Below are 16,794 nucleotides of genomic sequence, written 5' to 3'. Positions count from 1 at the left end.
GTCGTCGCCTTGCGCCGCGTGTTCGTAGGAAACAGCGGTCTGGCCGGCTTTGATGGTGACTTGAGCGTTATTGCTCAGGGTCACGACCAGGTCGTTGGCCAGCGCTTTGTTGATCTGCACGGTAAACGTTGGTTTGACGTTCTCGGCAACAGAAGTCTGGTCGGCAGTGATGGTGACCAGAACTTGGTCGCCCTGGTTGCCCGTGCCCGGAGTACCCGAGCCTGGCTCGTCGGTAACCTGGGTGGTGACAGGCGTCTTATCGAGCGTTAGTTGCTCAAACTTACCAACGTCCGCACCAGCAACACTGGCGATCGATTTAACGACCGGATCGTTAGCACCGACATAGTCGTTGTCTGGCGCGGTCACAGTGACCGAACCGGTAGTGCTGTTCGCCGGGATGGTGATGACAGTCTTGCCATCATCCAGCGTGAAGGTCAGCGCGCCATGCTTGTCGATTGGCAAGCCATCTTTGTTGGTCAGGGTCACGGTGTAGGTGATCTGACCACCTTCGGTGACCGAATCGGTGGCGGTGAGCTTGGCTACAACTTCGTCGATGGTATCGGTCACTTTGACCGAGGCATCGTTACCCAGCTGCAGGTTTTCGAAGGTACGGCCGCCAGCGTCGGCTGCCGACTTGATGCCCAGGCTGATTTCGCCCGAGTCTTTGTAAACGTCGTCGCCCTGCGCCGCGTGTTCGTAGGAAACAGCGGTCTGGCCGGCTTTGATGGTGACTTGAGCGTTATTGCTCAGGGTCACGACCAGGTCGTTGGCCAGCGCTTTGTTGATCTGCACGGTGAACGTTGGTTTGACGTTCTCGGCAACAGAAGTCTGGTCGGCAGTGATGGTGACCAGAACTTGGTCGCCCTGGTTGCCCGTGCCCGGAGTACCCGAGCCTGGCTCGTCGGTAACCTGGGTGGTGACAGGCGTCTTATCGAGCGTTAGTTGCTCAAACTTACCAACGTCCGCACCAGCAACACTGGCGATCGATTTAACGACCGGATCGTTAGCACCGACGTAGTCGTTGTCTGGCGCGGTCACAGTGACCGAACCGGTAGTGCCATTGGCTGGGATGGTGATGACAGTTTTGCCATCGTCCAGCGTAAAGGTCAGCGCGCCATGCTTGTCGATTGGCAAGCCGTCTTTGTTGGTCAGAGTCACGGTGTAAGTGATCTGGCCACCTTCGGTAACCGAGTCAGTAGCAGTCAGCTTGGCCACGACTTCGTCGATGGTATCGGTGACTTTCACCGAGGCCTCGCCGCCCAGCTGCAGATTTTCGAACGTGCGGCCGCCAGCGTCGGCTGCCGACTTGATACCCAAGCTGATTTCGCCCGAGTCTTTGTAGACGTCGTCACCTTGTGCCGCGTGGGTGTACTGAGCGCTGGTTTCGCCGGCCTTGATGGTGACCTTTTCATTGTTACTCAGGGTCACGACCAAGTCGTTGGCCAGTGCTTTGTTGATCTGAACGGTGAACGTCGGCTTGACGTTTTCAGCAACAGAAGTCTGATCCGCCGCAATGGTGACCAGAACTTGGTCGCCCTGATTGCCAGTGCCCGGAGTGCCCGAACCTGGCTCGTCGATAACTTGTGTGCTGACTGGCGTCTTGTCCAGAGTCAGTTGCTCGAACTTGCCAACATCAGCGCCAGCAACAGAGGCGATCGATTTAACGACCGGATCGTTAGCACCGACATAGTCGTTGTCTGGCGCGGTTACAGTGACCGAACCGGTAGTGCTGTTCGCCGGGATGGTGATGACAGTCTTGCCATCATCCAGTGTGAAGGTCAGCGCACCATGCTTGTCGATCGGCAAGCCATCTTTGTTGGTCAGGGTCACGGTGTAGGTGATCTGACCACCTTCGGTGACCGAGTCGGTCGCGGTGAGCTTGGCCACGACTTCGTCGATGGTATCGGTGACTTTCACCGAGGCCTCGCCGCCCAGCTGCAGATTTTCGAAGGTACGGCCGCCAGCGTCGGCTGCCGACTTGATGCCCAAGCTGATTTCGCCCGAGTCTTTGTAAACGTCGTCGCCCTGCGCTGCGTGCTCGTAGGAAACAGCGGTCTGGCCGGCTTTGATGGTGACTTGAGCGTTATTACTCAGGGTCACGAGCAGGTCGTTGGCCAGGGCTTTGTTGATCTGAACAGTGAACGTCGGTTTGACGTTCTCGGCAACAGAAGTCTGGTCGGCAGTGATGGTGACCAGCACTTGGTCGCCCTGGTTGCCCGTGCCCGGAGTACCCGAGCCTGGCTCGTCGGTAACCTGGGTGGTGACAGGCGTCTTATCGAGCGTTAGTTGCTCAAACTTACCAACGTCCGCACCAGCAACACTGGCGATCGATTTAACGACCGGATCGTTAGCACCGACGTAGTCGTTGTCTGGCGCGGTCACAGTGACCGAACCGGTAGTGCCATTGGCTGGGATGGTGATGACAGTTTTGCCATCGTCCAGCGTAAAGGTCAGCGCGCCATGCTTGTCGATTGGCAAGCCGTCTTTGTTGGTCAGAGTCACGGTGTAAGTGATCTGGCCACCTTCGGTAACCGAGTCAGTAGCAGTCAGCTTGGCCACGACTTCGTCGATGGTATCGGTGACTTTCACCGAGGTATCGCCGCCCAGCTGCAGATTTTCGAACGTGCGACCGCCAGCGTCGGCTGCCGACTTGATGCCCAAGCTGATTTCGCCGGAGTCTTTATAAACATCGTCGCCTTGCGCCGCGTGCTCGTAGGAAACAGCGGTCTGGCCGGCTTTGATGGTGACCTGAGCGTTGTTGCTCAGGGTCACGACCAGGTCGTTAGCCAGGGCTTTGTTGATCTGCACGGTAAACGTTGGTTTGACGTTCTCGGCAACAGAAGTTTGGTCGGCAGTGATGGTGACCAGAACTTGGTCGCCCTGGTTGCCAGTGCCCGGAGTGCCCGAACCTGGCTCGTCGATAACTTGAGTGCTGACTGGCGTCTTGTCGAGCGTTAGTTGCTCAAACTTACCAACGTCCGCACCAGCAACACTGGCGATCGATTTAACGACCGGATCGTTAGCACCGACATAGTCGTTGTCTGGCGCGGTCACAGTGACCGAACCGGTTGTGCCATTGGCTGGGATGGTGATGACAGTTTTGCCATCGTCCAGCGTAAAGGTCAGCGCGCCATGCTTGTCGATTGGCAAGCCGTCTTTGTTGGTCAGAGTCACGGTGTAAGTGATCTGGCCACCTTCGGTAACCGAGTCAGTAGCAGTCAGCTTGGCCACGACTTCGTCGATGGTATCGGTGACTTTCACCGAGGCCTCGCCGCCCAGCTGCAGATTTTCGAACGTGCGACCGCCAGCGTCGGCTGCCGACTTGATACCCAAGCTGATTTCGCCCGAGTCTTTGTAGACGTCGTCACCTTGTGCCGCGTGGGTGTACTGAGCGCTGGTTTCGCCGGCTTTGATGGTGACCTTTTCATTGTTACTCAGGGTCACGACCAAGTCGTTGGCCAGTGCTTTGTTGATCTGAACGGTGAACGTCGGCTTGACGTTTTCAGCAACAGAAGTCTGATCCGCCGCAATGGTGACCAGAACTTGGTCGCCCTGGTTGCCAGTGCCCGGAGTGCCCGAACCTGGCTCGTCGATAACTTGAGTGCTGACTGGCGTCTTGTCCAGAGTCAGTTGCTCGAACTTGCCAACATCAGCGCCAGCAACAGAGGCGATCGATTTCACGACCGGATCGTTAGCACCGACATAGTCGTTGTCTGGCGCTGTAACGGTTACCGAACCGGTAGTGCCGTTGGCTGGGATGGTGATGACGGTCTTGCCGTCGTCCAGCGTGAAGGTCAGCGCGCCATGCTTGTCGATTGGCAAGCCATCTTTGTTGGTCAGGGTCACGGTGTAGGTGATCTGACCACCTTCGGTGACCGAATCGGTGGCGGTGAGCTTGGCTACAACTTCGTCGATGGTATCGGTCACTTTGACCGAGGCATCGTTACCCAGCTGCAGGTTTTCGAAGGTACGGCCGCCAGCGTCGGCTGCCGACTTGATGCCCAGGCTGATTTCGCCCGAGTCTTTGTAAACGTCGTCGCCCTGCGCTGCGTGCTCGTAGGAAACAGCGGTCTGGCCGGCTTTGATGGTGACTTGAGCGTTATTGCTCAGGGTCACGACCAGGTCGTTGGCCAGGGCTTTGTTGATCTGAACGGTGAACGTTGGCTTGACGTTTTCAGCAACAGATGTCTGGTCAGCGGTGATGGTGACCAGCACCTGGTCGCCTTGGTTGCCAGTGCCAGGAGTACCCGAACCCGGCTCATCGGTAACTTGGGTGCTGACTGGAGTCTTGTCCAGCGTCAGTTGCTCGAACTTGCCAACATCTGCGCCAGTGACGGAGGCGATCGATTTCACAACCGGATCGTTGGCACCGACGTAGTCGTTGTCAGGGGCGGTCACAGTGACCGAACCGGTAGTGCTGTTCGCCGGGATGGTGATGACAGTCTTGCCGTCGTCCAGTGTGAAGGTCAGCGCGCCATGCTTGTCGATCGGCAGGCCATCTTTGTTTGTCAGGGTCACGGTGTAGGTGATCTGACCGCCTTCGGTAACCGAGTCAGTGGCAGTCAACTTGGCCACGACTTCGTCGATGGTATCGGTGACTTTCACCGAGGCATCGCCGCCCAGCTGCAGATTTTCGAAGGTGCGGCCGCCAGCGTCTGCTGCCGACTTGATGCCCAGGCTGATTTCGCCCGAGTCTTTGTAGACGTCGTCGCCCTGCGCTGCGTGCTCGTAGGAAACAGCGGTCTGGCCGGCTTTGATGGTGACTTGAGCGTTATTGCTCAGGGTCACGACCAGGTCGTTGGCCAGGGCTTTGTTGATCTGAACGGTGAACGTTGGTTTGACGTTCTCGGCAACGGAGGTCTGGTCAGCCGTAATGGTGACCAACACCAAGTCGCCTTGGTTACCCGTGCCTGGGGTGCCCGAACCTGGCTCGTCGGTAACTTCGGTGCTGACTTGGGTTTTATCCAGCGTCAGTTGCTCGAACTTCCAGGCATCCGCACCGCTGACCGATTCGATCGAGTTCACGACGGCAGGGTTCGTACCCACATAAACGTTGTCCGGCGCAGTAGCAGTGGCCGAACCTACGGTGCTGTTGGCAGGAACCACGACGGTGGTGCCGTCTTTCAGGTGGAAGTACAGCTCAGCGTGGTTGTTGATCGGCAGACCGTCTTTGTTGGTCAGCGTCACGGTGTAGGTTATCTCGCCGCCTTCGGCGACCGAAGTCGAAGCGGTGAGCTTGGCCACAACTTCGTCGATGGTATCGGTGACTTTGACCGAAGCATCGTTGCCCAGTTGCAGGTTCTCGAAGGTGCGACCGCCAGCATCAGCTGCCGACTTGATGCCCAGGCTGATTTCGCCCGAGTCTTTGTAGACGTCGTCGCCTTGAGCAGCATGCTCGTAGGAAACAGCAGTCTGGCCGGCTTTGATGGTGACTTGAGCGTTGTTGCTCAGGGTCACAACCAAGTCATTGGCCAGAGCCTTGTTGATCTGAACAGTGAACGTCGGCTTGACGTTCTCAGCTACGGAGTTTTGGTCAGCGGTAATAGTGACCAGCACCAAATCGCCTTGGTTACCCGTGCCCGGAGTACCCGAGCCTGGCTCGTCGGTAACTTCGGTGCTGACCTGGGTTTTATCCAGCGTCAGTTGCTCGAACTTCCAGGCATCCGCACCGCTGACCGATTCGATCGAGTTCACGACCGCAGGGTTCGTGCCCACATAAACGTTATCTGGCGCGGTAGCGGTGGCCGAACCTACGGTGCTGTTGGCAGGGACCACGACGGTGGTGCCGTCTTTCAGGTGGAAGTACAACTCAGCGTGGTTGTTGATCGGCAGACCGTCTTTGTTGGTCAGCGTCACGGTGTAGGTTATCTCGCCGCCTTCGGCGACCGAAGTCGAAGCGGTGAGCTTGGCCACAACTTCGTCGATGGTATCGGTGACTTTGACCGAAGCATCGTTGCCCAGTTGCAGGTTCTCGAAGGTGCGACCGCCAGCATCAGCTGCCGACTTGATGCCCAGGCTGATTTCGCCCGAGTCTTTGTAGACGTCGTCGCCTTGAGCAGCATGCTCGTAGGAAACAGCAGTCTGGCCGGCTTTGATGGTGACTTGAGCATTGTTGCTCAGGGTCACGACCAGGTCGTTGGCCAGGGCTTTGTTGATCTGAATGGTGAACGTCGGCTTGACGTTCTCAGCAACGGAGTTCTGGTCAGCGGTAATAGTGACCAGCACCAGATCGCCTTGGTTACCCGTGCCCGGAGTACCCGAGCCTGGCTCGTCGGTAACTTCGGTGCTGACCTGGGTTTTATCCAGCGTCAGTTGCTCGAACTTCCAGGCATCCGCACCGCTGACCGATTCGATCGAGTTCACGACGGCAGGGTTCGTGCCCACATATACGTTGTCCGGCGCAGTAGCGGTGGCCGAACCTACGGTGCTGTTGGCAGGGACCACGACGGTGGTGCCGTCTTTCAGGTGGAAGTACAACTCAGCGTGATTGTTGATCGGCAGACCGTCTTTGTTGGTCAGCGTCACGGTGTAGGTGATCTCGCCGCCTTCGGCAACCGAAGTAGTCGCAGTGAGCTTGGCCACAACTTCGTCGATGGTATCGGTGACTTTGACCGAAGCATCGTTACCCAGTTGCAGGTTTTCGAACGTGCGACCGCCAGCATCAGCTGCCGACTTGATGCCCAGGCTGATTTCGCCCGAGTCTTTGTAGACGTCGTCGCCTTGAGCGGCATGCTCGTAGGAAACAGCAGTCTGGCCGGCTTTGATGGTGACCTGCGCATTGTTGCTCAGGGTAACGACCAAGTCGTTGGCCAAGGCCTTGTTGATCTGAACAGTGAACGTCGGCTTGACGTTCTCAGCAACGGAGTTCTGGTCAGCGGTAATAGTGACCAGCACCAGATCGCCTTGGTTACCCGTGCCCGGGGTACCCGAACCTGGCTCGTCAGTTACGGTAGTGGTTACAACCTCATTGCCCAGCGTCAACTTCTCGAAGTTATCTCCACCCGAAACCGACTCTAGCTTGTTCACCAGAGCAGGCTGGCCACCCATATACACATCATCGCCAACGGCAATAGTAGTGCTGCCAGCGACGCTATTGGCTGGAATGGTGACTTTCGTCCCGTCAGTCAGCGTGAAAGTCAGTGCTCCATGTTGAGTGACAGGCAAGCCTTGAGCGTTGCTCAGGGTTACGGTGTAGGTAACTTGGCCACCCTCTGTAACAGTCGTCTTGTCCGCCGTAAGGGTTGCGATGACTTCGCTGATGGTGTCGGAAATTTCAACTGTTGCCGGGCCACCGATGACTAGGTTCTCGAACGTGGCGCCCGGGACGCTAGCGTCGGTCACACCTAGCGTGACGGAGCCTGGATCCTTGATGACATCGTCGCCTTGTGCGGCGAGCTTGTACTCGACCTCAGTCTTTCCAGCCTCGATGGTGACTTTGTCACCATTCGACAATGTGACAGTGAGCGGACGGTCCAAGGCTTGACTGACTTTGACCGTGAAGGACGGCTGCTGATCTTCGGTCACATTGCCGTTACTGACGATGCTAACGGTGACAGTGTCGATACTGTCGTTGATGACCGTGGAGGCTGGCGTGGGGTTTGCGGTCAGTTTTTCAAAGTTGCCGCCGGTGGCGCTGTCGATGGTCACGCTAACGGTGGAACCGTTGTTGTAAACGTCGTTGGCCGGGGTCTGGAAGTCGATGCTGCCCTGGGTCTTGCCTGCTTCAACGGTGATGGCCTGGCCGTTGGACAGGGTCACGGTCACCGGGGTTTGAGCCGGGTTGGTCAGCGTTACGGTGTAGGTGATCACACCGCCTTCGGTGACGCTCGGCGAAGCGGTTAGGGTCGCGGTAGTGGTGTCGATTGAATCATTAATCGTCGTTACGGCTGGCGTCGGGTTAGGCGTCAGCTGCTCGAAGTTACCACCCGTGGCGCTGTCGATGGTCACGCTAACGGTCGAGCCGTTGTTGTAGACGTCGTTCGCCGGGGTTTGGAAGTCGATGCTGCCCTGGGTCTTGCCTGCTTCAACAGTGATGACCTGACCGTTGGACAGAGTCACGGTCACCGGGGTCTGGGCCGGGTTGGTCAGGGTCACGGTGTAGGTGATGACGCCGCCTTCGGTGACCGAAGGACTCGCGGTCAGCGTGGCAGTGGTGGTGTCGATAGAATCATTGATCGTCGTTACGGCAGGCGTCGGACTAGGCGTCAGTTGCTCGAAGTTACCGCCCGTGGCGCTATCGATGGTCACACTAACGGTAGAACCGTTGTTGTAGACGTCATTCGCCGGGGTCTGGAAATCGATGCTGCCCTGGGTCTTGCCTGCCTCAACGGTGATGACTTGGCCGTTGGACAAGGTCACAGTTACCGGAGTCTGGGCCGGGTTGGTCAGCGTCACGGTGTAAGTGATTACGCCGCCTTCGGTCACGCTCGGCGAAGCCGTCAGCGTGGCAGTGGTGGTGTCGATCGAGTCGTTGATCGTCGTTACGGCTGGCGTCGGGTTAGGCGTCAGCTGCTCGAAGTTACCGCCCGTGGCGCTGTCGATGGTCACGCTAACGGGGGCACCGTTGTTGTTATAGACGTCGTTCGCCGGGGTCTGGAAGTCGATGCTGCCTTGAGTCTTGCCTGCTTCAACGGTGATGACCTGACCATTGGACAGGGTCACGGTGACCGGAGTCTGAGCCGGGTTGGTCAAGGTCACGGTGTAGGTGATGACGCCGCCTTCAGTGACGCTCGGCGAAGCGGTCAGCGTGGCAGTGGTGTTGTCGATCGAGTCGTTGATTGTGGTAACTGCAGCCGCTGGATTCGGGGTCAGCTGTTCGAAGTTGCCGCCTGTGGCGCTGTCGATAGTCACGCTAACGGTCGAGCCGTTGTTGTAGACGTCGTTGGCCGGGGTTTGGAAGTCGATGCTGCCCTGAGTCTTGCCAGCTTCAACAGTGATGACCTGGCCGTTGGACAGGGTCACGGTGACCGGAGTCTGAGCCGGGTTGGTCAGCGTTACGGTGTAGGTGATCACGCCGCCTTCAGTGACGCTTGGCGAAGCCGTCAGCGTGGCAGTGGTGGTGTCGATCGAGTCGTTGATCGTAGTTACCGCTGGCGTCGGATTAGGCGTCAGCTGTTCGAAATTACCGCCCGTAGCGCTGTCGATGGTCACACTAACGGTGGAACCGTTGTTGTAGACGTCGTTTGCCGGGGTCTGGAAATCGATGCTGCCTTGAGTCTTGCCCGCTTCAACGGTGATGACCTGGCCGTTGGACAGGGTCACGGTGACCGGAGTCTGAGCCGGGTTGGTCAGCGTTACGGTGTAGGTGATCACGCCGCCTTCAGTGACGCTTGGCGAAGCCGTCAGCGTGGCAGTGGTGGTGTCGATCGAGTCGTTGATCGTAGTTACCGCTGGCGTCGGATTAGGCGTCAGCTGTTCGAAATTACCACCCGTGGCGCTGTCGATGGTCACGCTAACGGTCGAGCCGTTGTTGTAGACGTCGTTCGCCGGAGTTTGGAAGTCGATGCTGCCCTGAGTCTTACCAGCTTCAACGGTGATGACCTGACCATTGGACAGGGTCACGGTGACCGGAGTCTGAGCCGGGTTGGTCAGGGTAACGGTGTAGGTAATGACGCCGCCTTCAGTGACGCTCGGCGAAGCCGTCAGCGTGGCAGTGGTAGTGTCGATCGAGTCGTTGATCGTAGTTACCGCTGGCGTCGGATTAGGCGTCAGCTGCTCGAAGTTGCCACCCGTGGCGCTGTCGATGGTCACACTAACGGTGGAACCGTTGTTGTAAACGTCGTTGACCGGGGCCTGGAAATCGATGCTGCCTTGAGTCTTGCCCGCTTCAACGGTGATGACCTGGCCGTTAGACAGGGTCACGGTCACCGGGGTTTGAGCCGGGTTGGTCAGCGTGACGGTGTAAGTGATCACGCCACCTTCGGTCACGCTTGGCGAAGCCGTCAGCGTGGCAGTGGTGGTGTCGATCGAGTCATTAATCGTAGTAACGGCAGCCGCTGGATTTGGAGTCAGCTGTTCGAAGTTACCGCCCGTAGCGCTGTCGATGGTCACACTAACGGTGGAACCGTTGTTGTAAACGTCGTTGGCCGGGGTCTGGAAATCGATGCTGCCTTGAGTCTTGCCCGCTTCAACGGTGATGACCTGGCCGTTGGACAGGGTCACGGTCACCGGCGTCTGGGCCGGGTTGGTCAGGGTCACGGTGTAAGTGATGACACCGCCTTCGGTGACCGAAGGACTCGCGGTCAAGGTCGCGGTAGTGGTGTTGATCGAATCATTGATCGTGGTAACCGCAGCCGCTGGATTCGGCGTCAGCTGCTCGAAGTTACCCCCCGTAGCGCTGTCGATGGTCACACTAACGGTCGAGCCGTTGTTGTAAACATCGTTGGCCGGAGTCTGGAAATCGATGCTGCCCTGGGTCTTGCCTGCCTCAACAGTGATGACCTGGCCGTTGGACAGGGTCACGGTGACCGGAGTCTGAGCCGGGTTGGTCAGGGTAACGGTGTAGGTGATGACACCGCCTTCGGTGACCGAAGGACTCGCGCTCAGGGTCGCGGTAGTGATATCGATCGAATCGTTGATCGCGGTAACCGCTGGCGTCGGGTTAGGCGTCAGCTGCTCGAAGTTACCCCCCGTAGCGCTGTCGATGGTCACACTAACGGTCGAGCCGTTGTTGTAAACATCGTTGGCCGGAGTCTGGAAGTCGATGCTGCCCTGGGTCTTGCCTGCCTCAACAGTGATGACCTGGCCGTTGGACAGGGTCACGGTCACCGGCGTCTGGGCCGGGTTGGTCAAAGTCACGGTATAGGTGATGACGCCGCCTTCGGTGACGCTTGGAGAAGCGGTCAGAGTTGCGGTGGTCGTATCAATCGAATCATTGATCGTGGTAACCGCAGCCGCTGGATTCGGCGTCAGCTGCTCGAAGTTACCCCCCGTAGCGCTGTCGATGGTCACGCTAACGGTCGAGCCGTTGTTGTAAACATCGTTGGCCGGGGTTTGGAAGTCGATGCTGCCCTGCGTCTTCCCTGCTTCAACGGTGATGACCTGACCATTGGACAGGGTTACGGTGACCGGAGTCTGAGCCGGGTTGGTCAGGGTAACGGTGTAGGTGATGACACCGCCTTCGGTGACCGAAGGACTCGCCGTCAGGGTCGCAGTAGTGGTGTCGATCGAATCATTGATCGTCGTTACAGCTGGCGTCGGGTTAGGCGTTAGCTGCTCGAAGTTGCCGCCTGTGGCGCTGTCGATGGTCACGCTAACAGTGGAACCGTTGTTGTAAACGTCGTTGGCCGGGGTTTGGAAGTCGATGCTGCCTTGAGTCTTGCCTGCTTCAACGGTGATGACCTGTCCGTTGGACAGGGTCACGGTCACCGGCGTCTGAGCCGGGTTGGTCAGGGTCACGGTGTAGGTGATGACGCCGCCTTCGGTGACCGAAGGACTCGCGGTCAAGGTCGCGGTAGTGGTGTCGATCGAATCATTGATCGTAGTAACGGCAGCCGCTGGATTCGGGGTCAACTGCTCGAAGTTGCCGCCTGTGGCGCTGTCGATAGTCACGCTAACGGTCGAGCCGTTGTTGTAGACGTCGTTGGCCGGGGTTTGGAAGTCGATGCTGCCCTGAGTCTTGCCAGCTTCAACAGTGATGACTTGGCCGTTGGACAGGGTCACGGTAACTGGGGTTTGAGCCGGGTTGGTCAGCGTTACGGTGTAGGTGATCACGCCGCCTTCAGTGACGCTTGGCGAAGCCGTCAGCGTGGCAGTGGTAGTGTCGATCGAGTCGTTGATCGTAGTTACCGCTGGCGTCGGGTTAGGCGTCAGCTGCTCGAAGTTGCCGCCCGTGGCGCTGTCGATAGTCACGCTAACGGTCGAGCCGTTGTTGTAGACGTCGTTAGCCGGGGTTTGGAAGTCGATGCTGCCCTGGGTCTTGCCTGCTTCAACGGTGATGACCTGACCATTGGACAGGGTCACGGTGACCGGAGTCTGAGCCGGGTTGGTCAGGGTAACGGTGTAGGTAATGACACCGCCTTCGGTGACGCTCGGCGAAGCCGTCAGCGTGGCAGTGGTCGTGTCGATCGAATCATTGATCGTCGTTACAGCTGGCGTCGGGTTAGGCGTTAGCTGCTCGAAGTTGCCGCCCGTGGCGCTGTCGATGGTCACACTAACGGTCGAGCCGTTGTTGTAGACATCGTTGGCCGGGGTCTGGAAATCGATGCTGCCTTGAGTCTTGCCTGCTTCAACGGTGATGACCTGTCCGTTGGACAGGGTCACGGTAACCGGAGTCTGAGCCGGGTTGGTCAGCGTTACGGTGTAGGTGATCACGCCGCCTTCAGTGACGCTTGGCGAAGCCGTCAGCGTGGCAGTGGTAGTGTCGATCGAGTCGTTGATCGTAGTTACCGCTGGCGTCGGGTTAGGCGTCAGCTGCTCGAAGTTGCCGCCCGTGGCGCTGTCGATAGTCACGCTAACGGTCGAGCCGTTGTTGTAGACGTCGTTAGCCGGGGTTTGGAAGTCGATGCTGCCCTGGGTCTTGCCTGCTTCAACGGTGATGACCTGACCATTGGACAGGGTCACGGTGACCGGAGTCTGAGCCGGGTTGGTCAGGGTAACGGTGTAGGTAATGACACCGCCTTCGGTGACGCTCGGCGAAGCCGTCAGCGTGGCAGTGGTCGTGTCGATCGAATCATTGATCGTCGTTACAGCTGGCGTCGGGTTAGGCGTTAGCTGCTCGAAGTTGCCGCCCGTGGCGCTGTCGATGGTCACACTAACGGTCGAGCCGTTGTTGTAGACATCGTTGGCCGGGGTCTGGAAATCGATGCTGCCTTGAGTCTTGCCTGCTTCAACGGTGATGACCTGTCCGTTGGACAGGGTCACGGTAACCGGAGTCTGAGCCGGGTTGGTCAGGGTCACGGTGTAGGTGATCACGCCGCCTTCGGTGACGCTCGGCGAAGCCGTCAGCGTGGCAGTGGTGGTGTCGATCGAGTCGTTGATCGTCGTTACCGCTGGCGTCGGGTTTGGCGTCAGCTGTTCGAAGTTACCGCCCGTGGCGCTGTCGATGGTCACGCTAACGGGGGCACCGTTGTTGTTATAGACGTCGTTCGCCGGGGTCTGGAAGTCGATGCTGCCTTGAGTCTTGCCTGCTTCAACGGTGATGACCTGACCATTGGACAGGGTCACGGTGACCGGAGTCTGAGCCGGGTTGGTCAAGGTCACGGTGTAGGTGATGACGCCGCCTTCAGTGACGCTCGGCGAAGCGGTCAGCGTGGCAGTGGTGTTGTCGATCGAGTCGTTGATTGTGGTAACTGCAGCCGCTGGATTCGGGGTCAGCTGTTCGAAGTTGCCGCCTGTGGCGCTGTCGATAGTCACGCTAACGGTCGAGCCGTTGTTGTAGACGTCGTTGGCCGGGGTTTGGAAGTCGATGCTGCCCTGAGTCTTGCCAGCTTCAACAGTGATGACCTGGCCGTTGGACAAGGTCACGGTGACCGGAGTCTGAGCCGGGTTGGTCAGCGTTACGGTGTAGGTGATCACGCCGCCTTCAGTGACGCTTGGCGAAGCCGTCAGCGTGGCAGTGGTAGTGTCGATCGAGTCGTTGATCGTAGTTACCGCTGGCGTCGGATTAGGCGTCAGCTGTTCGAAATTACCGCCCGTGGCGCTGTCGATGGTCACGCTAACGGTGGAACCGTTGTTGTAGACGTCGTTCGCCGGGGTCTGGAAGTCGATGCTGCCTTGAGTCTTGCCTGCTTCAACGGTGATGACCTGGCCGTTGGACAGGGTCACGGTAACCGGAGTCTGCGCCGGATTGGTCAGAGTCACGGTGTAGGTGATGACGCCGCCTTCGGTGACCGAGGGACTCGCGGTCAGGGTCGCGGTAGTGGTGTCGATCGAATCATTGATCGTCGTTACAGCTGGCGTCGGGTTGGGCGTCAGCTGCTCGAAGTTACCGCCCGTGGCGCTGTCGATCGTCACACTAACGGTCGAGCCATTGTTGTAAACGTCGTTCGCCAGGGTTTGGAAGTCGATGCTGCCTTGAGTCTTGCCTGCTTCAACGGTGATGACCTGGCCGTTGGACAGGGTCACGGTAACCGGAGTCTGAGCCGGATTGGTCAGGGTCACGGTGTAGGTGATCACGCCGCCTTCAGTAACGCTTGGAGAAGCCGTCAGCGTGGCAGTGGTGGTCTCGATCGAGTCATTGATCGTGGTAACCGCAGCCGCTGGATTCGGGGTCAGCTGCTCGAAGTTACCGCCTGTGGCGCTGTCGATAGTCACACTAACGGTCGAGCCGTTGTTGTAGACGTCGTTCGCCGGGGTTTGGAAGTCGATGCTGCCCTGCGTCTTCCCTGCTTCAACGGTGATGACCTGACCGTTGGACAGAGTCACGGTCACCGGGGTCTGGGCCGGGTTGGTCAGGGTCACGGTGTAGGTGATGACGCCGCCTTCGGTGACGCTTGGCGAAGCCGTCAGCGTGGCAGTGGTCGTGTCGATCGAGTCGTTGATCGTCGTTACGGCTGGCGTCGGATTAGGCGTCAGCTGCTCGAAGTTACCCCCTGTAGCGCTGTCGATGGTCACACTAACGGTCGAGCCGTTGTTGTAAACATCGTTGGCCGGAGTCTGGAAGTCGATGCTGCCCTGGGTCTTGCCTGCCTCAACAGTGATGACCTGGCCGTTGGACAGGGTCACGGTCACCGGCGTCTGGGCCGGGTTGGTCAGGGTCACGGTGTAAGTGATGACACCGCCTTCGGTGACCGAAGGACTCGCGGTCAAGGTCGCGGTAGTGATATCGATCGAATCGTTGATCGCGGTAACCGCTGGCGTCGGGTTAGGCGTCAGCTGTTCGAAGTTACCCCCCGTAGCGCTGTCGATGGTCACACTAACGGTCGAGCCGTTGTTGTAGACATCGTTGGCCGGAGTCTGGAAGTCGATGCTGCCCTGGGTCTTGCCTGCCTCAACAGTGATGACCTGGCCGTTGGACAGGGTCACGGTCACCGGCGTCTGAGCCGGGTTGGTCAGGGTCACGGTGTAGGTGATGACGCCGCCTTCGGTGACACTCGGCGAAGCCGTCAGCGTGGCAGTGGTCGTATCGATCGAATCATTGATCGTAGTAACGGCAGCCGCTGGGTTCGGGGTCAGCTGTTCGAAATTACCGCCCGTGGCGCTGTCGATGGTCACACTAACGGTCGAGCCGTTGTTGTAGACGTCGTTGGCCGGGGTCTGGAAATCGATGCTGCCCTGGGTCTTGCCTGCTTCAACGGTGATGACCTGGCCATTGGACAGGGTCACGGTGACCGGAGTCTGAGCCGGGTTGGTCAGGGTAACGGTGTAGGTAATGACACCGCCTTCGGTGACGCTCGGCGAAGCCGTCAGCGTGGCAGTGGTCGTGTCGATCGAATCATTGATCGTCGTTACAGCTGGCGTCGGGTTAGGCGTCAGCTGTTCGAAGTTACCCCCCGTAGCGCTGTCGATGGTCACACTAACGGTCGAGCCGTTGTTGTAGACATCGTTGGCCGGGGTCTGGAAATCGATACTGCCCTGAGTCTTGCCTGCTTCAACGGTGATGACCTGACCATTGGACAGGGTCACGGTGACTGGAGTCTGAGCCGGGTTGGTCAGGGTCACGGTGTACGTGATCACGCCGCCTTCAATAACGCTCGGCGAAGCCGTCAGCGTGGCAGTGGTGGTGTCGATCGAATCATTGATCGTAGTAACGGCAGCCGCTGGGTTCGGGGTCAGCTGTTCGAAGTTACCGCCCGTGGCGCTGTCGATGGTCACGCTAACGGTGGAACCGTTGTTGTAGACGTCATTCGCCGGGGTCTGGAAGTCGATGCTGCCCTGGGTCTTGCCTGCCTCAACAGTGATGACCTGGCCGTTGGACAGGGTTACGGTAACCGGCGTCTGGGCCGGGTTGGTCAATGTCACGGTGTACGTGATCACACCGCCTTCGGTGACCGAGGGAGTGGCGGTCAACGTTGCAGTGGTGACATCGATGGTATCTGTAATTTCAGTAACCAACGGCCCTTGAGGTGGAGTTACTGAAATGCCACTCCCCCCGCTGGTACCGGTAACCGTGGTCGAAATTTGCCCACCATCAATGTAGGGCGTGTCATTCGGCGGGATCACGACATTGACACTGCCAGTGGTCTGCCCGGCCGGAATGACGATCACAGAGCCATTGGCCAGGGTAATGAGAAGGTCGCTGCTCGGTGCCTGGCCAACCGTAGCGGTATAGACAATGACGCCACCCGCTTCGCTGATCGATGGCGTGGCCCCGACCACAAGGGTGGTGGCAACCGTAGTACTGGTTGTCGGCGCGGTGACGCGATTGTCAGCAGTGGTTCCAGCTACCTCCACGGGGGCGGCCGCTGCGGCAAAACCAAGGCCTTCTGTAGGGAAGCCAATCGTGGGATCAACGCTGCCGGCCGTTTCCTCCAGCATGACGAAACTGTGGCCGCCACCTGCCGCACCGCCGCCCGCAGCGGTCGGCCCGGCAGCCGTGGCTTCAAGATCGGTGGTCGGGTCAGCGCCTGCAGCGATCGCTTGTTGCAATTCCTCGACCGACGGCGCTGCCTGGACAGCGGCCTGGCCCAAGTCAGTACTGCTGTCAGGCGTGTCTGCGCTCCACTGGGTATCACGACCAAGGTCAAGCAACCGGCCGTCTGCCAACTCCAGCGTTACCGCGCCACCCGGACCGGTAAGGACCTGTTCACCTGCAAGAAGTCGATCGCCTTCTATGAGCACACGCCTGATGCCTTCAGGGGATACCGCAATAACCTGGCCGACAATACTTTTGACGATGGCTACAACGCTGCTCAT

1 protein-coding gene (cut by a window edge) is annotated in these 16,794 nt (G+C 58.7%); it reads right to left on the bottom strand.

The features are described 5' to 3' along the window. Positions 1 to 16,794: the 5' portion of an immunoglobulin-like domain-containing protein gene (locus CWR53_RS00685; protein WP_258313186.1), read on the bottom strand. 10,371 nt of this gene lie to the left of the window's left edge; 16,794 of the gene's 27,165 nt are visible here — the first part of the coding sequence; it begins with the start codon at positions 16,792 to 16,794; its stop codon lies beyond the left edge, outside the window.

The sequence above is a fragment of the Pseudomonas sp. SGAir0191 genome, assembly GCF_002812565.2.
GTDB classification, from domain to species: domain Bacteria; phylum Pseudomonadota; class Gammaproteobacteria; order Pseudomonadales; family Pseudomonadaceae; genus Aquipseudomonas; species Aquipseudomonas parafulva_B.
Note: the sequence above shows the minus strand (reverse complement) of the source record. Positions and strands in the feature narration are given on the sequence as shown.